We start from the raw sequence: 21,167 nt of genomic DNA, 5'->3' as shown, positions 1-21,167 counted from the left end.
ATGACCAGAAAAGAACAATTACTTAAATTGGTAGAAGATAAGCAGGAAATAGTTATTGAACTGGTGGAAGACATTGTTTTCCTGGAAAATCAACTTGATAATCTTAAAAAGTACCCTTTCATTCGTATTAATCCGGACAATCCGGAATTACAGAAAGCCACACCTGCTGCCAAACAGTACAAAGAACTTTTACAACAGTATTCGAACTGTATAAAACTGTTCGGTACATTCTGTAAAGATGGTGGAAGTGACCAGGATAGTCCACTTAGAGAATGGTTCCGGAAAAGGAACGGTGAAGGGTAATGTTAATCCAGGAAAAGAAGATCTGGACGCCTGACAATTCAAGTTTATTACTGTATAAAGAAAAGTGTGAGTGCGGTATTTATGTGATCGGGCAAGATCTTGCGCTTGAATTGCAAAATCTGAATGATGATTTGCATGATGACAGGTATTTTTATGACACAGAAAAGGCACTTCTTAGAATGGACTTTATGGAGAATTGTATCAGGCTTACGAAAGACCCATTTTATAACAAACCAATGGTACTCATGGACTGGCAGAAAGCCCTGATTGAAACAATGTACAGCTTTAAAATGTCGGATACTTACCTGGAAAGATTTAAAAAGATCATGTTACTGATAGCGCGAAAGAATACAAAGTCAGAATTGTGTTCTGCTCTTGCAGACGCGGAGTTTGCAACCGGAAACCCCGGATCTGACATTGTGTGTTCTTCCAACGATGACAGTCAGGCGTCAATCACCTTTGATGCAATTGATTTAATGCGGAAACTGGTTGATCCGGATGATCTGGACTCAAAAAGAAATCAAAGATTCATTTTAAATAAAGTTACCAATACCAAGATCTTTAAAATGTCTGACCGTACCAGAAATAAAGAGGGGCGGAACATCAACTTCGCAATCGTGGACGAAACCCACGAGATGCAGGAGGATGTAATCGGCAAATCCATAGAGCAGTCGCAGTCCCTTAAAGAAAACCCGAAGTTTATAAACATTACGACAGAGGGGTTTGTGGTTGATGGATACCTGGACAATGAATTAATCAAAGCCCGCAAGATTATTTACGGTGAGGATGACAGCAGGGCAGCAGAGCGTTTTCTACCCTGGCTGTACACACAGGACAGTGAGCAGGAGGTATGGGAAGGAAACCGGGAAAACCGATATTGGATGAAAAGTAACCCAACACTCGGTATTGTAAAACGTTGGGACTATTTGGAGGAACAGATCGACGTTGCAAGGGATTCCAAACCTGACAGAATATTTGTTTTAAGCAAGGATTTTAATATAAAGCAGAACGGTGTTGCTTCCTGGCTTGATCTGGAAGATTACACATACAAAGCAGTGTTTGACCTGGAAGAGTTCAGGGGAAATATCTGCATCGGCGGAGTGGATTTATCGGAAACGACAGATTTATGCTGTGCAAAAATCCTGTTAATGAAACCGGGCGACCTTACAAAATACATCCATACGCATTACTGGATTCCCCGGGGGAAACTGGAAGAATCTGACGATAAAAGCGCAGGTGCGAAATACAAAGAGTGGGCGAAAGCCGGACTCATGACCATTACGGAGGGGAATGACATTGAATTGTCTTTAGTGGCAGACTGGTTTTACAAGCTGTATCTGGAATGGGATATAAGACTATGGAAATGTGGATATGATCAGCGATTCTCTAAAGAATTTTTAAACCGTATGGAGCATTACGGATGGACGAAGGGAGACGAAAGCATGATTCTGATTCTACAGAATGCGCAGACCTTAAGCAACGCTATGAAGCTTGTGGAAGCAGATCTAAAACACCAGTTTATAAATTATAACGAAAATGAGGTTGACCGTTGGTGCTTTAAGAATGCAGGTGTGAAAGTGGATGATTACGGGCAGTGTTTATGTGTGAAATCGGAATCGGCAAAGAGGATTGACGGGGCAGTGACCACAATTATTCTGTACGAAACGTTCCGGAGGAACCGGACAGAGTTTAGGCAGATCATAGAAAACAGAAATAAAAGAAAGGCGGTGAAAGACAATGGGGATATTTAGCAAGCTTTTTCGAAAGTCAAGTGCAAACTATAAATATGTAGACACAATGAATGGATTCGCACCGATATTCAGTCAGTTCGGGGAAGACGTTTACAAATCGGATGCTGTACAGCAGTCTGTAAACTGCATTGTGCAGGAAATGGGGAAATTAAGACCTTCGCACATTCGTGAAACTGGCATGGATAGCACTGTGGTAAACGGAGACATTCAGACAGTCCTAAACAACCCTAATCCGCTTATGACAACCAGTGATTTTTTAGAAAAAATTACATGGCAGTTGTTCTTTAATTACAATTCGTTCATTATCCCGACCTTTTACACATGGGTGGGAGAAGATGGAACACTCAGGCGCCGCTTTGACGGGCTGTATCCGGTTCAGCCGTCGTTTGTGGATTTCATAGAGGACGGTTCCGGGGAAATGTTTGTAAAATTACATTTTGCGAACAACTATGAAACCACAATCCGGTACTCGGATGTTATCCACATCCGGCATAAGTTCAGTGTTAATGAATTTATGGGCGGTAATGAATCCGGTCAGCCGGATAATGAAGCACTTCTAAAGACGTTGGATCTTAACGACACCATGTTGCAGGGCGTTGCAAAGGCAATGAAAGCAAGTTTTGCCGTCAATGCCGTAGTCAAATACGACACGTTGTTGGATGACGGTACCGTGGACGCAAACATAAAGGAACTGGAAAAGAAGTTAAGAAATAACGAAAGTGGAATTTTGGGACTGGACACAAAGGGCAGTTTCTCCCCGATTGACCGGAAGATCAAGCTTGTGGACTCTGACACATTAAAATTCATTGACGAAAAGATAATTAGAAATTATGGTGTTTCACTGCCAATTCTAACCGGAGATTATACACCCGCCCAATATGAAGCATTTTACCAAAAAACGTTGGAACCGTTGGTAATTAAAATGTCACAGGCATTTACAAAAGCACTGTTTACACAGAGAGAACGAAGTTTCGGAAATAAGATTAAATTTTTCCCGAAAGACCTGGTGTTTATGAGCACGAAAGAAACACTGGAAATGATCCGGTTACTGGGAGACAGCGGCGCATTGTTCGAGAACGAAAAGCGTGTGTTCCTGGGATTACCACCGTTACCGGAATTAGAGGGAATGCGGAAACAGTCTTTAAACTATGTGGATGTAAATATTGCAAATCAATATCAGATAGATCAGAAAAAGAAGGAGGGTGAAGAAGATGGCGGCGAAGAAGACAACGGAGAAGAAACCCCTAGAGAGTAGAGGTTATTTATTCGAGGTAAGAGCGGAAAACGATGATACCGGGACATATATAACCGGGCGCCCGATTGTTTATGAATCAAAAACCAATTTGGGTTGGTTCGATGAAATCATAGAGCGTGGAGCACTGGATCATACGGACTTGACAGACGTTCGGTTTCTGGTAAACCACGATACCAGTAAAATACCACTGGCAAGGAGCCGAAAGAACAATGTAAACAGTACCATGCAGTTGTCCGTCGATGAAAACGGGCTTGCTATCCGGGTAAATCTGGATATCGAAAATAATACAGAAGCAAAAAACCTGTATTCGGCAGTGATCCGGGGAGACATAACGGGAATGTCATTTATGTTCTCCATAGATACAGAAGAGTGGGAGAACCTGGAATCGGATCATCCCACAAGGAGGATAAGAAGTATTTCAAGCGTCATTGAAGTGTCGGCGGTTACTTTCCCGGCTTATGGCGATACAGAAATAAATGCACGCTGTAAAGAGACGTTGGAGAGCGCCAGACATGCGGTGGAGACTGCAAGGGAACAGCGGAGTGAAACGTCGGTGGAGACTGGCGAAGAATTGGAACTATTAAAATTAAAAACCAAAATTATAACAGGAGGATTTTAGAATGGGAAGAAAAAAAGTATTAGAGAAAAGAATGGCAAGATTGAAAAAGAAAAATGAAGATTTAAAAGCCAGGGCTTTAGCGTCCAATGATGCCGCAGAAGTAAGGGGTATCAATGAACAGTTGGGTGAACTGACGGAAGAGATCGAGGAAACACAGGAAGAAATTAACTGCTTGAGCGAAGACGATCCGGCAGGCGCAGGAGATGGCGGTCACGTTGTGGATGATCCATCACAGCGCAGTAATTTGCCCGCAGGGGCGACAAGAAGTTTCGTACCTATGGCTGCATACCGCCAGAATACAAACGGAGATCCTGCACAGACAGAGGAACGTCAGGAGCCGTTTTCATCTGTAGAATACCGTTCTGCATTTAAGAATTATGTTCAGACCGGTGCACCAATTACAGGGGATATTTTACAGCGTGCCGGAGGGGATGCAGGAACTACTGTTTCTACAGATTTAGGTGCCATTATCCCATCCACAATCATGAACGAATTTATCAAAGAAGTTTCTAAGGTCCGCGGCAAGATCTATGCAAAGGTTCGGAAACTTAATGTTCAGGGCGGTATTAAGTTCCCAATTTCCAAATTAAAAGCACAGTTTAAGTGGATCACAGAAACTACAGTTTCCGGTAAGCAGAAAGCCGGAGAAATCAAAGAGTTCATCGAATTTTCTTACAACATCGGAGAGATCAGGGTTGCACAGACCTTGCTTTCACAGGTTGTTTCCCTGGCAGTATTCGAACAGGAAATTGTCCGGATTATGACGGAAGCTTATGTAGAAATGATGGACAGCGTCATTATTTCCGGTACCGGATCAGGTCAGCCACTGGGGATCACAAAAGATTCCAGAGTTACAAATGTAGTAGAGATGACCGAAGAAGAATTTGCAGACTGGACAGCATGGAGAAAGAAACTGTTTGCAGTTGTTCCACTTGCTAAAAGAGGGCAGGGAGAATTTTTATTCCCTCCATCTACGGTAGAATCTTACCTTTACACGATGAAGGATAAGAACGACAGACCGCTTTACAAAGAAGCAACGGACCTGACGGTTGGCAACGCAGATGGTAAGTTTTTCGGGAGAGACGTTGACTTTGTGGAACCGGATGTTATCGCAGATTTTGGCACAGCAGCGGCAGGGGATGTAGTTGGTATTTTCTGGGTACCGGGAGACTATGCGCTGAATACAAACATGCAGTTTGGGATGAAACGCTACTTTGACGAAGACACAAACGAATGGATTAATAAAGGACTTACGATTGTAGACGGTAAAATCCTGGATACTGCCGGATGTTACCTGATTAAAAAGAAAGATTCTGGGGTGGTAACAAAAGCCGCAAAATAGGAGGATTAGCACATGGTAGGAGAAATTGACATTTTACAGAAAGTAAAGGACGCAACCGGAATATCTGGCGATTACCAGGACGCAACACTAAATGTGTATATAGAAGAGGTTCAGCAGTTCCTACTTGATGCAGGGTTAAAGCAAACAACAGTCAATGGGGAGTCTGCCGTGGGTATCATCTGCCGGGGAGTGATGGATTTGTGGAACTATGGTGCAGGGGAAGCAAGATTTTCCAGATACTTTATGCAAAGAATCACACAGCTATTGCTAATACAGAATGGAAGAGGTGGCGAAAATGTATAGACCCAAAGAACCTTTTATAGTTCCACTGGAATTACTCATCCCGGAGTATAAAACGGTCAAGGGTGTACCGAAAAAGGTATACCCTGCTGCCGGAGAACAATTTTTATGCAGCTTTAAAACATTTGGCGGTACTGACCAGACCGTGAACGGGCTGTACAGCGTCGTAGATACCGCAGAAATTGAATGTTGGTACCGTCCCGATATAAAGTCAGACTGCCGTGTGAAAACGGCTGACGGGGCGGAATACGAGGTTCTGGGAAGCCCGGAAAACATCTCCATGAGGAACCAGTTTTTAAAAGCGAAGATACAGCGGGTGAAAGGTGGTGCGTAGATGGCGAGAAACAAAATTGGTCTGCAATTTGAGGGATTCAAAGAGTATGCGGAACAATTCGAAAAGATGGGCGGGGACCTGAAAAAGACAACAGAAAAAGCCCTGCAAAATACGCACGATTATCTCACACCCGGTATACATGCGGCAATGGCGAAACACAAAGATACCGGGAAAACAGAAGCGTCCATAGTAGACAACGCAAAAGTGGAGTGGGAAGGGACTACAGCAGGTATAGAAATCGGTTTTGATCTTAAAAGTGGGGGACTTCCATCTGTGTTTCTTATGTATGGCACACCCAGGCACGCTAAAAAGCATCCGGGTACCGCGAAAGACAAAGCTTTGTATGATTCCATCTATGGGGCAAAGACAAAAAAAGCAGTTAAGGAACTGCAAAAGAAGACATTCGACAGAGCATTTACAAAGTTAGGGGGGTAGGACGTGGAAGATTTACTAATTAGCGTACTGGAAAGTTTCGGGTATCCGGTTATCCGGCAAGGGAGCCTGGCAGAAGATGCCACATATCCAGAGCATTTCTTTACATTCTGGGAAAACCCCAGTGTATGTGCACATTACGACAACCGGGAAAGCTGTACATTTTATGATTTTGATGTAAATTTCTACAGTACCGACCCGGGACTAACATACAGCAAGTTATTAGAAGCAAGGCAGAAACTAAAAGACAATAAATTTTTCATTTTTGGCAAAGGGCACGATGTTGCCAGTGATGAACCAACACATACGGGCAGGGGGATGAATGCCCTGTACCGGGAACCAATTGGAGGTAAATAATTATGAACGAAATTTTTGAATGGCGTGGTGTAGAAGGACTGGTTGCAGCAGAAGTAACCGGAGATGACAATGAAACAGATGGGGGATATGTGACAGGTGCGGTGTTCGACGTTGCGCCCATGTCGGAACTGGGGAGAACTACCGAAACCAGTTCGGAACCGCATTACTACGATAATGTACCTGCCATCGTGGTAAGTTCTACAGGATCGGACGAAGTAACTGTCAATACCGCAGGTATCCCCCTGGCTGTAATCGCAAAAATAACAGGGCAGACGTATGACGAAACAACCGGTATGTTGGTGGAAGGTGTGAGGGAAACAAAATATTTTGCACTGGGATACAAAACTAAGAAAACGAACGGCGAAGAAGTCTTTGTGTGGAGATTAAAGGGAACCTTTAACATTCCGGATTCCACACATAAAACAGAGGATGACGGCACAGACGGAGAAGGTCAGGAATTAACTTATACCGGAATCTGCACAACTCATAAATTCACAAAGACCGGAAAAGTGGCAAAAGCAATCAACGTGGATCTGGGTAAAGATCTGGCAAATGTTACGGATTTCTTTAAGACCGTACAGACACCGGATACCATTAAAGCAAAATCAGCGGCGTAATAGAAATGTAAATTGAAATCATAAAGGGCACTAAAAACAGGTGCCCTTTTCTAAAAATAAGGAGGAAAACAACATGCAGTTAATGTTAAACATATATAAAAATTCACGGGAAATTGAAAAATCTTATGAGGCGGACACTTACGATTTAATGTTTGGGACGATTGAAGATATTATGTCATTGTTAGACGGGTTTAGCCTGGACGAAGACGGCAACGAAGGGGATATTTTAGAACTTGTAAAAAATGGTATAGGTATGCTGAAACCATTTTTAAAGGATATTTTCCCGGAAGTAACGGACGAAGAGTTAAGAAGGACCAAAGTAAAAGAACTGGTACCGTTATTTATCGACATCTTTAAATTTGCGTTTTCTGAAATAAAAGGTACAGCAACAAAAAAGGTGAAGAAACAGGCGTAAATATCCCGATTTACGACGTCCTGTTTGATTTGGAATATTCGATCTGTGAAGTGTTCAAGGGTATGAATCCGATTATGATTCGGAAGTACCCGGCGCATGAGGTTTTCTTACTTGTGCAGAGAATGAACCGCAGATTGGAGCGGGAAAAGAAAGAGAAGAAGAAACCCGGCGTCATCCGAAAGAAAGCCGGTGACAACTGGTTTTAAAAAGGGGGTGTAATTATGCCGAAGGGTAGCGAGACGACAACAAAATTTAAAGTGGATATATCGGAACTTAAAGCCGGGATGCAGGAAGCGAAAAGAAGTATCGCACTTGCCAATTCGGAGTTTAAAGCATCGACTGCCGGTATGGATAGTTGGGGGAAGAGTGCCGACGGTTTAAGCGCAAAAGTGAAGCAACTGGACAGCACACTTTCTTCTCAGAAAACTATTTTATCTTCTTTAGAAAAACAACATGCTTTAGTGGCAAAGGAGCAGGGGGAAAATTCCAAAGGCGCGCAGGACTTAATGATTAAGATTAATAATCAGAAAGCGTCCATTGGGAAAACAGAGTCGGAACTTAAGAATTATAAAACGAAGTTGGATGATGTAAAAACAGCATCATCCAAAATGGCAGATGAAACCAACGATTCCCGTACTTCTTTAGATAAATTAAAGGATACGATCTCTAAACAGGATAGTCAGCTTGCAAAGTTAAAAACAGCTTACGCAAATGTTGTATTGGAACAGGGTAAAAACTCTAAAGAAGCGAAAGACCTTGCAAAAGAGATCAAGACCTTGTCTGGTGATCTGGACGATAACAAAAAAGAATTGTTAAATGCTGAAGATGCAGCAGAAGATTTGTCAGATAGCTTTGTGGAAGTTGAAGAATCGAGCGATAAGGCAAGCGGCGGTTTTAGTGTACTTAAAGGCGCATTGGCAAATCTTGTTGCGGATGGGATTAGAAAAGCAATTGACGGTATTAAAGAGATGGGGAAGGCGGCACTTGAGTCTTATATGGAGTATGACGAAGGTGCTGACAATGTAATCAAAGCAACCGGAACAATGGGGAAGGCAGGGGAAGAGTTACAGGCATCTTATAAAAAAGTTGCAAAATCTGTAATAGGTGAATTTAGCGATTTAGGGGACACCGTAGGTGAAGTAAATACGAGATTTGGTTTTACCGGATCTGAATTAGAGAAGTGTTCAGAAAAATTCACAAAGTTTGCGGATCTTGCGGGAACAGATGCAAAAGGTGCTGTACAGCTTGTTAGTAGGGCAATGGGGGATGCCGGTATTAATTCAAGCGAATATGCAACCGTATTAGACCAACTTACCGTAGCCGCCCAGGCATCCGGTATCGGAATGGATGCATTGACACAAAATCTCGCAAAATACGGTGCACCGATGCGTGCGTTAGGGTTAACCACGGAAGAATCCATTGCTATTTTTTCAGGTTGGGAAAAGGCGGGTGTTAATACAGAAATAGCATTTTCCGGAATGAAGAAAGCCATAGGAACCTGGGGTAAGGAAGGTAAAGATTCAAGAGAAGAATTCAAAAAGACGTTGGCTGAAATTGCGGCTTGCCCCGATATAGCAAGCGCTACTGCAAAATCTATAGAGGTATTCGGGCAGAAAGCCGGACCGGATCTTGCTGACGCAATTAAGGGTGGTAGATTCGAATATTCCGAAATGCTTAAATTAATTGAAGGTTCGGCGGGTTCGCTAGAAACGACATATGACGCAACCCAAGACGGAATAGACAAAGTCAAGTTAGGTATGCAGGGGGCGAAAGTTGAAATTGCGGATCTGGTAGGGGGGCTAATCAACGAATATCAGCCACAAATTTCTGAATTTATAGGTAAATTTGTTCAGGGTGTGAAAGATCTGGTTGCAAAGATAAAAGAAAACTTGCCGCAAATAATTGAAACTTTTAAAACCGTCATAGGTAGGATTGAAGAAGTTGCAAGCGGGATATGGGAGAAAGTTTCGCCCTGGGTTGATTTATTCAAAGCGGCAGTCACAGAACTTGTAGATTATGTTAAAGACCACATTCCAAAGATTAAAGAAGCATTCATTCAGGTTGGCGAGAAGATAAATGAATTAATCCCGTACATTGTCGGAGTTGGCACAGCAGTAGCGACATATTTTGTAGCAACAAAAATAATTGCATTTACTAAGGCAATAAAAGCCGCGGTTACTGTTGAGAAATTATTAGCGGGGGCACAAGCGGCACTAAATGTAGTGATGAACTTAAATCCTATAGGTATCATAATTTCATTGATTGCCGGACTGGTGGCGGCATTTGTTATATTGTGGAACAAATCCGAAGCGTTTAGAAACTTTTGGATAGGCGTGTGGGAAACTGTGAAATCTGCATTTATGACAGCCTTTAATGCGATTGTAAATTTCTTTACTGTTACTATACCTACAGCATTTAACAACTTCATAACGTTTTTGGGAGGGATCGTAAACAGCATTGTAAACTTTTTCACGGTTACAATCCCAACGGCTTTTAATAATGCTGTTACGGCTGTAGGGAATTTTATAACATCTGTTATTAATTTCTTTACCAGTTTACCAGGAAAGATCGCTACATTTTTGGGAAATGTAATTACCAACGTTGCTACATGGACTTCCAATATGGTTTCTAAGGCTGTAGAAATGGGGACAAATTTTGTCAGTAATATAATGCAATTTTTTTCGGAACTTCCTTCGAAGATTGGTTCAAAACTCGCTACAGTGATAAGTAAAGTTTTAGAATTTGGCAAGAAATTGATCAACTTTGCAAAGACAGAGATACCAAAATTCGTGTCTAGTGTTGTACAGTTTATTTCTCAATTACCTGGGAAGTTCTGGACGTGGTTAACAAACACAATTTCTAAAGTCATATCCTGGGGATCTAATCTTGTGAGCACTGGACGTCAAAAAGCGTCGGAGTTTATCAATGCGGTTATTAATTTTATCCGAGAATTGCCCGGTAAGGTGTGGGAATGGTTAACGAGTACCATCTCAAAGGTAGTCACTTGGGGTAGTAACATGGTTAATACCGGAAAAGAGAATGCTTCATCATTTTTAAAAACCGTTATTAATACTGTGAAAGCATTACCTGGTAGGATTTGGAACGCTATTGTAGGTGCAATAAATAAAGTTATTCAATGGGGATCGGATTTAGCGGCAAAGGGTGCACAAGCCGCAAGTGATTTAGTAAGAGTTGTAGTTGATGGAGTAAAGAGCCTGCCTGAAAAAATGTTAGAAGTTGGCACCAATTTAGTACAGGGGTTATGGAACGGAATATCAAATATGACAGACTGGGTGATCGGAAAGATACAAGGGTTTGGCGATACCGTTTTGCAAGGAATTAAAAACTTTTTTGGTATCAAATCACCTTCACGAGTTTTCCGGGATCAGGTTGGTAAAATGCTTGTGGAAGGTTTAGCAGTAGGTATTGCCAGAAATGCATCGAGCGCAATTAATACCCTGAATAATCTTTGTAAGAAAATGCTCAATAGTGCTTTAAAAGCAAACGGCAATTATAAAACTGCCGGAAGCAATGCTGTGAAAAATTTTGAGGATGGTTTTAAACAGATGATGTCCACATCATCCGCCAATATCGAAAATGCGGTAAATGCATATGTCAAAAAGCAAAATGCAAGGGAAGACAAAAGGCAGCAGGAGAGCATTGACAAGAAAAAGGCGGCAAATGAAGCAGCGAACAAAGAATTAAAGAAGCAGATTAAAAAGAATAACAAAGAACAGATTAATGAGCAGATCAATGCCAATAAAAAGGCGCTTGATAAAGAAATAAAACAAATTAAAGCTGACACAAAGAAGAAAAAAGAAGAGTATTCAAAAGCCGGTAAATCTGTTATTAATGCCTATTCATCTGCAATGGAGAAGGCGGCTGATAAAGTAAAAAATGCTTTATCGAATAAGCTTAATAAAATTGCAGAAGAAACCCAGGCAAAATATGACGAAATCGCCAAGATGGAAGAAGATTTCCGTACAAAATTAGGTGACTACGGAGAACTGTTTTCCAGGGATGAAGACGGTAACATGATCCTGAATGATATTAATAAGGATATCAGTACCTTAAAAACATATGGAACCAATCTCACAAAGCTGAAAGGTAAAATTTCCGAAGAGTTAATGCAGGAAATTGCCGGGATGAATGTAGAGGATGCCGTGGACTTCACAGCCGGATTATTGCAAATGTCCGAAAAAGAATTACAGGAGTACAACAATGCCTATACGCAAAAACTGGCAACTGCAAAACAGATTTCTAAAGCCTTTTATGCGGAGAAGATGGCAGAAATAAAGGCAGAATATACCGATAAAGTAAACAAGGCATTTGCAAATGTGAGCAAAGATTTACAGAATGCGGGAAAAAATGCAATTGACGGATTTATGAATGGTATGACGAAACAGGCGAAAAAGGCAGATAAACAGGTCAAAAAGATTGCGAACAACATTGTAAAACAGTTCAAAAAATCTTTAAAAATTCATTCACCATCACGGGTTTTTGAGGAATTGGGAGTATTTTCCGGAGTCGGATATCTTAACGGATTTAAGGGGAGCATGGCAAACTTTAAAAATACGATTGCGGACAGCGTAAGAAAACAGGCATTAAGTTCAAAAGTGGCAAGTGGAAAAAGCGGAGTGCAGCAGGTTACTTATAATTTCTACCAGACCAATAACAGTCCTAAATCTTTAAACAGATTAGATATTTACAGACAGACAAGAAACCAATTAAATTTTGCAAGGGGGGTATAAGATGTTTACTTTAAAAGCAGAAAATATGTATAACGAGGTTTTGGAATTAACCCATAATCCACAATACAGCGTTTTAAAAATAGACGGTCTTGATCCCCCCAATGCCACAATCAATACCTCCACAATATCCACCGCAGACGGTACTAAATTTAATAGTTCCCGGGTGAACGAAAGAAATCTGGTTATCACCGTCGCACTTAATGGAGATGTCAGCAGGGGGAGGATAGAACTATATAAACATTTCAAAATGAAACATCCGGTCAAAATATACTTTAAAAACTCCATGCGGAATGTGTGTATTGAGGGATACACAGAAGATCTGAACTGTGACCCGTTTGAGCAGGGGGTGCAGGCACAAATTAGTATCCTATGCCCGCAGCCGTATTTCAAAAGCATAGATGAACTGGTAAAAGAATTTTCCAGTACAGAATCATTGTTTGAATTTCCGTTTGCTATAGAAAAACCGGGGATTGAGTTTAGCAGAATGACCATTCTTGCAAAAGAAAATATTATCAACCAGGGGGATGCCGAAACGGGAGTGGTCATTGAATTGTTCTCACAGGGTACCGTTATCAATCCGGTAATTTACAACCTCACAACCCGGGAAACATTGAAACTTAAAGTCACGATGCAGACCGCGGATTTAATCCGGATAAACACTATATCGGGCGAAAAATCGGTAGTTTTACAGCGGGACGGGATTAACTCAAATATAGTCAATGCCCTGGACAAAACAAGTCACTGGATACATGTACAGAGTGGAGACAATGTTTTCACATATGAATGTGAAAGCGGACTGGAATTTTTACAATTAAAGATCCTGCATACGGATAAATTCGAAGGAGTGTAGCGCATGGAAATATATGTATTTAATAAGGATCTGGATACTATCGGATTAATAGATAATTACCAGAGTGTTATATGGACTACCCGCTTTTTCGATACTGGGGATTTTGAATTATATCTTCCTGTATCTATGGATTTAATATCACTGCTAAAAGAAGATAATTACCTGTGCAGGTCATCCGATATTACCGTGTCGGGAAACGACACCATATATAAAAATGTAATGATCATAGAAAACATTACAATTAAAACAGATGTGGAAAACGGTAATTATCTCACGGTATCTGGCAGGAGTTTAAAAAATATATTGTCCCGCCGGATTATATGGCAGCAGACCAATTTGACAGGGCGAGTAGAACTGTGTATACGGCGCATGATAGAAGAAAATGCGGTAAGCCCTATAATTGCAGAGCGGAAGATAAAAAACCTCGAAATGGGCGGTTTATTAGGTCTGGAAGATACGATAGATATGCAGGTCACGGGTGATAATCTGTGTGAAGTCATTGCGGAAATGTGCAAGCAATACGGGATTGGTTTTGACATCTATATCATAAATAAAACGTTCCGGTTTGAACTGTATGTTGGGGAAAACAGATCATATAATCAGGAAAAAAATCCATACGTGGTTTTCAGTTCGGATTACGAAAACCTGTTAAATACAGAATACAAATTTTTAAAGCAGGATTTCAAAAATGTTGCACTGGTAGCCGGGGAAGGTGAAGGACTTGAACGAAAAACAACGGTGGTAGGGACTGCCGCAGGACTTGACCGTTATGAGAAGTTTGTGGATGCCCGGGACGTAAGCAGTAACAACGGGGAGTATACCGAGGAAGAATACCTAAAAATGTTGGAAGACCGGGGAAATAAAAGTCTGGAAGAGAGTAAATCTGTACAGTCGTTTGACGGCAGTACAGAAACCAGAATAAGTTATGAACTTAACAAAGATTATTACCTGGGTGACATCGTGCAGGTAATCAATGAATACGGGATAGAAGCAAGTCCCCGTATACTGGAAATAATAGAAAGTGAAGACGAAAACGGTAAATCTATAATACCAACGTTCAGCACATTGGAGGTGGGATAAATGGCAATAACAAGCGGATTTTTTAACAGCGTTAATGGTGACCGCAGATATAATGCAGAGCAAATAAATGATTATCTGACGGGACTGGTTAGTGGTGGTGTTTATGAGAGCGTAGGCGGCGGATTACAGGTAAAAGTCAATTCCGGGATGAAAGTACAGGTTGCATCCGGAAAGCTTGCTGACAGCAATGGCAGGTGGTTGCAAAATGACAGTACTTTAGTACTTACACTGGATGCGGCAGATCTGGTATTAAACAGGTATGACGCAATAGTGGCAAAGATGGACAGTAACCAGAGCCAAAGAACAGGAACAATTACTATAAAGAAAGGAACAGCCGCCAGTACACCAACGAAACCGACGGCAGAGCGAACGCAGTTCGTTGAAGAGTACATTTTGGCATATGTGTATATTGGTAAAGGTGTGACAGCAATTACCCAGGCACAAATCGAGGATACCAGGGTAAATACTTCTATATGCGGGTTTGTTACCGGATTGATCAAACAAGTGGATACATCACAATTGTTTTTACAGTACCAAACGGCATATGCTCAATTTCTAAACGAATTGAATGATTGGAAAAGACAGCAAAAAACGGCTTTTGATAGCTGGTTTGCAACTTTGACAGATGAACTTAAGATTGACACATATATAGGATGGTCAACAAAGACGTGGAACCGTTCAGAACCTTTAGAAACTGATGATATAACAGACATTTATAATGAGGGTGATTTAGTATTTGTATTCATAAATGGATTACTTGTAAGTCAATGGATTGATTATACAATAATTGCGAACGGTCCCGAATCGAATACGACGTATGTACTCAAACTTAAAAATAAAATACTGAATACTTCCATTAATCCGGTAACTTTCTTTGCGATCAGATCAAAAATAGGATCACAACCGACATAAAAAATAGCCCCATGAGGGCTATTTTTCGTTGTCATCCGGTATATGTTCAATTATATCCGCGGGGGTGCAATGTAATACATTACAAATTTTGTCCAGTACATCTATTGGTAAATGCTTTGCGGTATTGGTACACATAGCGGAAAGCGTCGGGAGACGTATTCCCGTTATTTCAGAAAGTTCTTTTTGCGTCATTTCTTTCAATGCGATTTCTCTTTTTAGATGAAGCTTGATTGCCATAAGATCACACCCTTTCTTAAAATTAAATACATATTCATTGTATAACGATAAACGTTTAAAGTCAATACGATTTTCGAAAAAATATTTACGAAAATAGTAATAAAATACGAAAAACGTATTGACAAATAACGAAAATAGTGATACAATGTTTATATCACCAAGAGAGAGGAGGGAAAGCAATGGATAATAAAAAGAAAAGCAGTGATGAGAGAAGTCTTGCAAACATCATTCTCACCACTGCAATACTAAACTTAATTCGTGCAGTAATCGACTTGATCGACAAACTACTGAATTAAGGGGGATGGGGCGAAAGCCCCAATCCTTTAAGAATATGATAGCTTTTTATTGTCACATTGTCAATGTCTAATATGAAAAATGTAGAAATTATATTTGATGTAGTAGAAATTATATTCAGCATTGTTGTCATTGTAGCCATTCTGAAAATGAAAAAAAGATGATCAGTGAAGTAACTCTAATTAATAACCCGTCCCGTCGGGGATCGGCGGGAGAAAGAAGGAATTATGAAAATGACAAGCAAGGAAGCGTATGGACTAAAGAGCAAAGTTTTAAAAAATGGTTATGGAGAATATTACAAAAAATGGAGGGATTGCGATTGCGATGATCGAGCCATATTTCTATCTATTTATGAAATGCTTATGGAAGCATACAAAGATATGGAAAATATCGAAAACAATTCCATTAGAGTCGCATTTAATCGGTATGCAGATGAACAAAAAAATATTCTTGATAGGATAGTAGAACGGTTTAAAAATAGATAATTAATGATAACTATTAAATAATAACCCGTCCCGGCGGGAAATCCGGGAGAAAGAAGGAAAGTATGCACACTACAAAAATAGCATTCGCAACAGATCAGAAAACAGGAACAAAACTTGTATATGCCAGTTGCAACAACGGGCAGATGTTTGTTCAGCCGTGGTCACAATTGAGTGACGAAATGCAAATGATTTTGCGGGCAGTAGCAAATCCAGACACATGTAAAATAGAAGTTGTAGAAAAAGATTTTGACGATGTAAAGGTAGACCAATAATTTAAATAAATAGATCACCCGCCCCAGTAGAGAAATACCGGGAGAAAGCAGGATGAAAATGGTAAAATTGAAAAGGGAACCATTTGGATATTCCGCGTGTGACGGGAAATTTCAAATTACAAAAGGGATGGTTGGGTGGAATGTGTGGCTATATCATGCAGATATTGCACATATGGGTACGGCATTTTTTGAAAGACTGGAAAATATAAGAGAACTGTCAGAAAAAGAGTTATACAATTCGGTGGAAATATAACCCGCACCCGGTCGGGAAATACCGGGAACATATAAACTTGATATCAGTCAAAAAAACTGATATTATTACAATAAATATATTTTATCCCCGATACGATCGGGAGAAGGGAGTTTTTATGAATACACTTAGTTATATTAGAGGATCGGAAGAAGAAATCAAAGTTGGGGGACAATACTATTTTGGTCAGATCTGGAACGGAAATGGAGACGGTGAAGAATTATTAGAATCCGGAGCCATTGCAATATGGGATTCAGTGGAAGAAGTGGAATATATAATAGATTTTGATGTTGTGGAATCAGATGAGAACATAATGGATACGATAGTTAAGGTTAATTGTATCCGGTAGTAAATTGACTACTATTTGACTACTAAACTTATTATATTTTATTAAATAATACTATATTTTATTGAATTTGAAGAATGCGCTAACCCTATAAAATCAGGTGTTAGCGCATTTTATTATACGATATTATATTTTATTGAATGCATGTAATCACTTTGCCAAGGTCGAGGCCGCGGGTTCGAGTCCCGTCTCGCGCTTTTGTTTTGCCCTGAAAACTAAGGTTTTCGGGGCTTTTTCTTTTATTCCACTTTATTCCACTTTTTTATTAAAGATATCATTCAACTTCTCGGCTTTTTCCTCATCACTGGTAAGACTGAAATAATAGTTGTTGAATGTAGTTTGTAAATCGTTATGCCCAACTTGGTCCTTGACCATGTTGGGTGACATTCCCTTTTCTAACAAGGTAGAAATATAGGTTTTCCGTGTTTTGTGCATACCACGTGTATTTATTCCCGCATATCTGCAATATTTACGAATACTGGTATCTATTGCTCGCTCATTTACTTTGTGACCATCTTGGTCAAGAAAATTCTCCGTATCATTATATTTCATCATCTAAAAGCTGCACCTTGACCACATCTTCAATGCAAGCGGGAGATGTCTCCAGAACAGAGCCGGTGTATGTAATGGATACCGTATTACCGACTTTTAAATCTGTTAACGTAATTTCTGTATGTCTCCATTCTAAATGCGTTTTATCATCTATAGTAAAAAAGAATTCTCCCCGGCTGTTTATGTCGTTAATTTTCAAACCACTAACCATTAAATAGTTATCCCTGATTTCCTCAATAGTGGCATAAAATGTAGTACCGTCAACTGGTGCATGTATATTTTTACCAATAAAGAATCCAATAATGCCAACTATGAACAGCAGTATTACACAGCATATGATATGAATAAGTTTCTTCATTGTGCGATCCTTTCTGATTTTAGTTTTATTATAAATGCTAATTAGTTCAAAATCAACTCTAACCGAGTATGTAAAGTTCAATCTAAAAATCAATACACAAAGACTTGACATAATTAATAACCAGGTATATACTTTTGTTAGAAACTTATATAAGTATATTACAAAAGAATACAGACAGGAGTAACAGCTAACATGAAAGATATATTAGGGAAGCCTCATGCATTGAAACAAGTCAATCTTTCGGTTGTACGCAAGGCGATTAAGGAAAAAGGCTCGGCGACGAGGGCGGAGATCGTGGCAGCAACAAAAATCAGTGTAACTACCGTACGCACACTTCTGACAGAAATGCTGATGAATAATGAAATTGTTGATGCCGGTTACGATGAATCCATAGGCGGAAGAAAAGCAGTTCGCTATGAGCTGAATAAGAACAGATTTTTTGGAGTAGGACTGTGTCTGGATGGTGACAGCATCCGTTATCTAACCGTTAATATCTGTGGTGAGATTCAAGAGAGCGGAGTATTTGCGGCAAATGAAAATGTGGCAGCATCCATATGCGATTTCCTGGATGAACTTGTAACGAAGATAGAAATTAAGTCTATTGGTATCGGTGTTCCTGGAATTGTCAATGGTATGGAATACCAGAGAAAGAATCCGGAAGGACAACTGGAGGATCATCCAATAGGTGAGGCAATCCACGAACGATATGGAATACCGGTCATATTAGAAAATGACTTGAATGCTATTACTCTGGGATTTGGACGCTGCTATTTAAAAGAATATCCGGAAGAGAGCTGTGAAAATATAAACATGGCATATGTACATTTTGATAATGACTGCCTAAGTGCGGGATTTCTTTCGGAAGGAAGGGTTTTGCGGGGCTGGAATAACTTCGTAGGAGAGTTGGGATTATTTCCCGTGGATGAAACCAGAACGCTGGATGATCTGTTGTCATCACCTTTGGAAGACGATCATTATGCACGTATTATTGCAAAATTAATTGCAGGAATTTGCTGTATATTGAATCCGCAGTATATTGCTTTGGGGGGGAATGATTTCCGCAAAGACTGTCTGTCTATGATTAATAACTATTTTGACAGCACACTGCCGGATAAAATGTCTGCTGAAATACTTTATGCAGAAGATATATGGCATGATTATTTTGAAGGAATGGCTTATTTAACTGCTGAACAGATTTTTGCGGATGTTATGCTTGTAAGGGGGTAAAATGAATCATATGATAGAATGCGGCCCGGCTATTCCAACAGGTCGAAGATCATTTAATACACAAGTGGTTTTCGGAACATCTTTTACATTCCTGACCAGCGGAGTTTTTTTGAGTGGTCTGGCTATGTATATGGGAGCAAGCGACTTACTGGTAAGCTATATCAGTATGATTAGCAATATCTGCGGAATATCAATCCTCCTTTTCTCTTCCCTGATTGAGCGGTTTAAAAGCCGGCGGTTTCTGTTTTTTGTTGTGTATATATTTTTGTTTTATCTCATGCTTTCCATAGCTGACAGTTTTACAGTTGTATATATGATGCGTTATCTAAAACTTTCCTATATTGCGACAACCGCCATACAGATGCTGATTTCTTTACCACAGATCTTTTTGCTGGGGATTTGGGGGAAGATCAGTGATAAAAGAGGGCATCAGTTTGCACTCACGGCTTCCATATGGTTTTTTATAGGTGAGACACTTTTTCTTGCGTTGTCAAATTCACACAATTTATACATTTTTATTCCAGCAGCGTTTTTATTTGCGTCAGTTGCCAATGCCGGTTTTATGGTCTCGGTATTCAATCGCCGCTACGAACTGATGCCAAGAGACGGGCGGATTCTGTTTGACAATTTCTTTAGTGCTGCAGTTGGGCTGGCGTTTATCCTGGGACCTGTCATCGGAGGAGCCGTGAAACATCTTTTGGAATCCAGCAGTTGGGTTAAAGGTGCAATACAGTTTGGAAATATCCGGCTTTTATATGTAGTATCCACTGTAGCGATTATAATATTGCAGATTCTGGTGCTGGGTTTTAAGAGCAGAGGTAGTAAATTAACTTTAGAAGGAGGGTGCTGACATGGCAAAAATAGATTTGCATATCCATTCCAGCTGCAGTGATGATGGAGAGTTTTCTATTCCTGAAATTATGGATTTGTGTAAACAATCCCAAATCAAGTATATGTCAATTACCGATCACAATACCGTGAGAGGCATACCGGAGGCTTTGGCACTTGCAGGACAAATGGGAATTCATGTGATATCAGGTGTGGAGTTAGACTGTGCTTATAAGGGACGGAATTTTCATCTGCTGGGTTATCATTTTGATTACACCAAACCTGTATTTTCAGAAATTGAGAAGGGTATTTTGAAGCAGGAGCAAAATGCTGCTGAGCAGAAAATTGAGCTCATTAGAAATGAAACTGGTATTCCTCTTCATACAGAGGAAGTATTACAAGCTTCTGGTGATGGCATTGTAACCGGGGAACTGATTGCAGAAATTTTACTTACAAAAGAAGATGCGAAGAATTATAAAGTACTTTCACCATACCTGCCAGGAGGAAGGCGCTGTGATAACCCATATGTAAATTTTTACTGGGATTATTTTTCCCAGGGTAAACCGGCATATGTGCCCATAGAATATATTTCGATGGAAGAGGGCATTGCTCTGATTCATGAAGCAGGCGGAATCGCAGTTCTGGCGCACCCCGGACAGAATCTGCAGGGTGACTACGCTTTCCTGCAGCAGATTATGAAGACTGATATTGACGGCATAGAAGCATATTCTTCTTACCACTGCAGAATGGAAATAACTTATTTTAATGAGATAGCACAAGAAAACGGATTACTGATTACTTGTGGAAGTGATTTTCATGGGAAAACAAAACCTTCAATTCGTCTGAATGGACATGGTGCAGATGAAAATATCTCAGACATTATCCGTCAAAGGATGATGGAGATCCGCTCGTAGGTTAGGGTTTAGCGTAAATCCCTAATTAAATCTCTAAATGATAGGATTTATCATTCGTTTAAAATTGGCTGAAGCTACATAACAGA

The 21,167-nt window shown here is 40.2% G+C and carries 26 protein-coding genes; 23 read left to right on the top strand and 3 right to left on the bottom strand.

Annotated features, from left to right (window positions below):
* The 16 genes from CD03_RS0118250 (at nt 1) to CD03_RS33975 (ending at nt 15,318) form a co-directional block, all read left to right on the top strand.
* Nucleotides 1–303: a hypothetical protein gene (locus CD03_RS0118250; protein ID WP_027294865.1), complete on the top strand. Its 303-nt coding sequence runs from the start codon at nt 1–3 to the stop codon at nt 301–303.
* The gene (locus CD03_RS0118245; RefSeq protein ID WP_027294864.1) at nt 303–2,054 is read left to right on the top strand and encodes a terminase TerL endonuclease subunit; all 1,752 of its coding nucleotides are present in this window, start codon (nt 303–305) and stop codon (nt 2,052–2,054) included. Before CD03_RS0118250 ends, CD03_RS0118245 begins: the two co-directional genes overlap by 1 nt.
* On the top strand, nt 2,041–3,309 hold the full coding sequence (locus CD03_RS33995; RefSeq protein WP_044289482.1) for a phage portal protein: 1,269 nt from the start codon (nt 2,041–2,043) through the stop codon (nt 3,307–3,309). The genes CD03_RS0118245 and CD03_RS33995 overlap by 14 nt, the downstream gene beginning before the upstream one ends.
* Nucleotides 3,266–3,928, top strand: coding sequence for an HK97 family phage prohead protease (locus CD03_RS33990; protein ID WP_044289481.1), 663 nt, complete (start codon nt 3,266–3,268; stop codon nt 3,926–3,928). Before CD03_RS33995 ends, CD03_RS33990 begins: the two co-directional genes overlap by 44 nt.
* Nucleotide 3,929: 1 nt before the next feature.
* On the top strand, nt 3,930–5,270 hold the full coding sequence (locus tag CD03_RS33985) for a phage major capsid protein (protein ID WP_052377862.1): 1,341 nt from the start codon (nt 3,930–3,932) through the stop codon (nt 5,268–5,270).
* Between the two features lie 12 nt (nt 5,271–5,282).
* Nucleotides 5,283–5,573, top strand: a complete 291-nt coding sequence (locus CD03_RS0118225; protein WP_027294863.1) for a hypothetical protein — start codon at nt 5,283–5,285, stop codon at nt 5,571–5,573.
* Nucleotides 5,566–5,904: a hypothetical protein gene (locus CD03_RS0118220; protein ID WP_027294862.1), complete on the top strand. Its 339-nt coding sequence runs from the start codon at nt 5,566–5,568 to the stop codon at nt 5,902–5,904. Before CD03_RS0118225 ends, CD03_RS0118220 begins: the two co-directional genes overlap by 8 nt.
* The gene (locus CD03_RS0118215) at nt 5,905–6,339 is read left to right on the top strand and encodes a hypothetical protein (RefSeq protein ID WP_027294861.1); all 435 of its coding nucleotides are present in this window, start codon (nt 5,905–5,907) and stop codon (nt 6,337–6,339) included.
* 3 nt (nt 6,340–6,342) lie between these two features.
* The gene (locus tag CD03_RS0118210) at nt 6,343–6,693 is read left to right on the top strand and encodes a hypothetical protein (RefSeq protein WP_027294860.1); all 351 of its coding nucleotides are present in this window, start codon (nt 6,343–6,345) and stop codon (nt 6,691–6,693) included.
* 2 nt (nt 6,694–6,695) lie between these two features.
* Nucleotides 6,696–7,310 carry a major tail protein gene (locus CD03_RS0118205; RefSeq protein ID WP_027294859.1) on the top strand — a complete coding sequence of 205 codons (615 nt, stop codon included), beginning with the start codon at nt 6,696–6,698 and terminating at the stop codon, nt 7,308–7,310.
* A 73-nt stretch (nt 7,311–7,383) separates the two neighbouring features.
* Nucleotides 7,384–7,725, top strand: coding sequence for a hypothetical protein (locus CD03_RS0118200; protein ID WP_027294858.1), 342 nt, complete (start codon nt 7,384–7,386; stop codon nt 7,723–7,725).
* A gap of 29 nt (nt 7,726–7,754) precedes the next feature.
* The gene (locus tag CD03_RS37945) at nt 7,755–7,931 is read left to right on the top strand and encodes a hypothetical protein (protein ID WP_156042944.1); all 177 of its coding nucleotides are present in this window, start codon (nt 7,755–7,757) and stop codon (nt 7,929–7,931) included.
* A 15-nt stretch (nt 7,932–7,946) separates the two neighbouring features.
* Entirely contained in the window at nt 7,947–12,476 is a 4,530-nt protein-coding gene (locus CD03_RS36225) for a phage tail tape measure protein (RefSeq protein WP_027294857.1), read from the top strand.
* Nucleotide 12,477: 1 nt separating this feature from the next.
* A complete protein-coding gene (locus tag CD03_RS0118185) occupies nt 12,478–13,326 on the top strand; it encodes a phage tail domain-containing protein (RefSeq protein ID WP_027294856.1) in 849 nt (282 codons plus the stop codon).
* Between the two features lie 3 nt (nt 13,327–13,329).
* Complete coding sequence (locus CD03_RS0118180) at nt 13,330–14,406, top strand: siphovirus ReqiPepy6 Gp37-like family protein (protein ID WP_027294855.1); 1,077 nt, start codon at nt 13,330–13,332, stop codon at nt 14,404–14,406.
* Nucleotides 14,407–15,318 (top strand): hypothetical protein, encoded by a 912-nt coding sequence (locus CD03_RS33975; RefSeq protein WP_027294854.1) that lies wholly within the window; start codon nt 14,407–14,409, stop codon nt 15,316–15,318.
* Between the two features lie 18 nt (nt 15,319–15,336).
* Here CD03_RS33975 and CD03_RS0118170 read toward each other — a convergent pair whose 3' ends face one another.
* Nucleotides 15,337–15,555 (bottom strand): helix-turn-helix domain-containing protein, encoded by a 219-nt coding sequence (locus CD03_RS0118170; protein ID WP_027293007.1) that lies wholly within the window; start codon nt 15,553–15,555, stop codon nt 15,337–15,339.
* A 521-nt stretch (nt 15,556–16,076) separates the two neighbouring features.
* On the opposite strand from CD03_RS0118170, the gene CD03_RS0118160 reads away from it, so the two are divergent.
* From CD03_RS0118160 to CD03_RS0118145, 4 genes are all read left to right on the top strand, one after another.
* Nucleotides 16,077–16,334 (top strand): hypothetical protein, encoded by a 258-nt coding sequence (locus CD03_RS0118160; protein ID WP_027293008.1) that lies wholly within the window; start codon nt 16,077–16,079, stop codon nt 16,332–16,334.
* Nucleotides 16,335–16,396: 62 nt separating this feature from the next.
* Nucleotides 16,397–16,606 carry a hypothetical protein gene (locus tag CD03_RS0118155; RefSeq protein WP_027293009.1) on the top strand — a complete coding sequence of 70 codons (210 nt, stop codon included), beginning with the start codon at nt 16,397–16,399 and terminating at the stop codon, nt 16,604–16,606.
* A 52-nt stretch (nt 16,607–16,658) separates the two neighbouring features.
* On the top strand, nt 16,659–16,859 hold the full coding sequence (locus CD03_RS0118150) for a hypothetical protein (RefSeq protein WP_027293010.1): 201 nt from the start codon (nt 16,659–16,661) through the stop codon (nt 16,857–16,859).
* Nucleotides 16,860–16,974: 115 nt separating this feature from the next.
* Nucleotides 16,975–17,205 (top strand): hypothetical protein, encoded by a 231-nt coding sequence (locus CD03_RS0118145; protein WP_027293011.1) that lies wholly within the window; start codon nt 16,975–16,977, stop codon nt 17,203–17,205.
* A 246-nt stretch (nt 17,206–17,451) separates the two neighbouring features.
* Here CD03_RS0118145 and CD03_RS0118140 read toward each other — a convergent pair whose 3' ends face one another.
* Nucleotides 17,452–17,757, bottom strand: coding sequence for a site-specific integrase (locus CD03_RS0118140; RefSeq protein WP_027294853.1), 306 nt, complete (start codon nt 17,755–17,757; stop codon nt 17,452–17,454).
* Nucleotides 17,744–18,112: a hypothetical protein gene (locus tag CD03_RS0118135; protein WP_027294852.1), complete on the bottom strand. Its 369-nt coding sequence runs from the start codon at nt 18,110–18,112 to the stop codon at nt 17,744–17,746. The genes CD03_RS0118140 and CD03_RS0118135 overlap by 14 nt, the downstream gene beginning before the upstream one ends.
* Nucleotides 18,113–18,304: 192 nt before the next feature.
* Between CD03_RS0118135 and CD03_RS0118130 the strand changes: the two genes are divergently transcribed.
* The 3 genes from CD03_RS0118130 to CD03_RS0118120 are packed head-to-tail and all read left to right on the top strand — an operon-like array spanning nt 18,305 to nt 21,081.
* Nucleotides 18,305–19,339: an ROK family protein gene (locus tag CD03_RS0118130; protein ID WP_027294851.1), complete on the top strand. Its 1,035-nt coding sequence runs from the start codon at nt 18,305–18,307 to the stop codon at nt 19,337–19,339.
* Between the two features lies 1 nt (nt 19,340).
* Nucleotides 19,341–20,189, top strand: coding sequence for an MFS transporter (locus CD03_RS33970; RefSeq protein ID WP_052377861.1), 849 nt, complete (start codon nt 19,341–19,343; stop codon nt 20,187–20,189).
* Nucleotide 20,190: 1 nt separating this feature from the next.
* A complete protein-coding gene (locus CD03_RS0118120; protein ID WP_027294850.1) occupies nt 20,191–21,081 on the top strand; it encodes a PHP domain-containing protein in 891 nt (296 codons plus the stop codon).
* The last annotated feature ends 86 nt before the right edge of the window (nt 21,082–21,167 follow it).

It is taken from the genome of Robinsoniella sp. KNHs210, from assembly GCF_000686105.1.
Lineage (GTDB): Bacteria > Bacillota > Clostridia > Lachnospirales > Lachnospiraceae > Robinsoniella > Robinsoniella peoriensis.
Note: the sequence above shows the minus strand (reverse complement) of the source record. Positions and strands in the feature narration are given on the sequence as shown.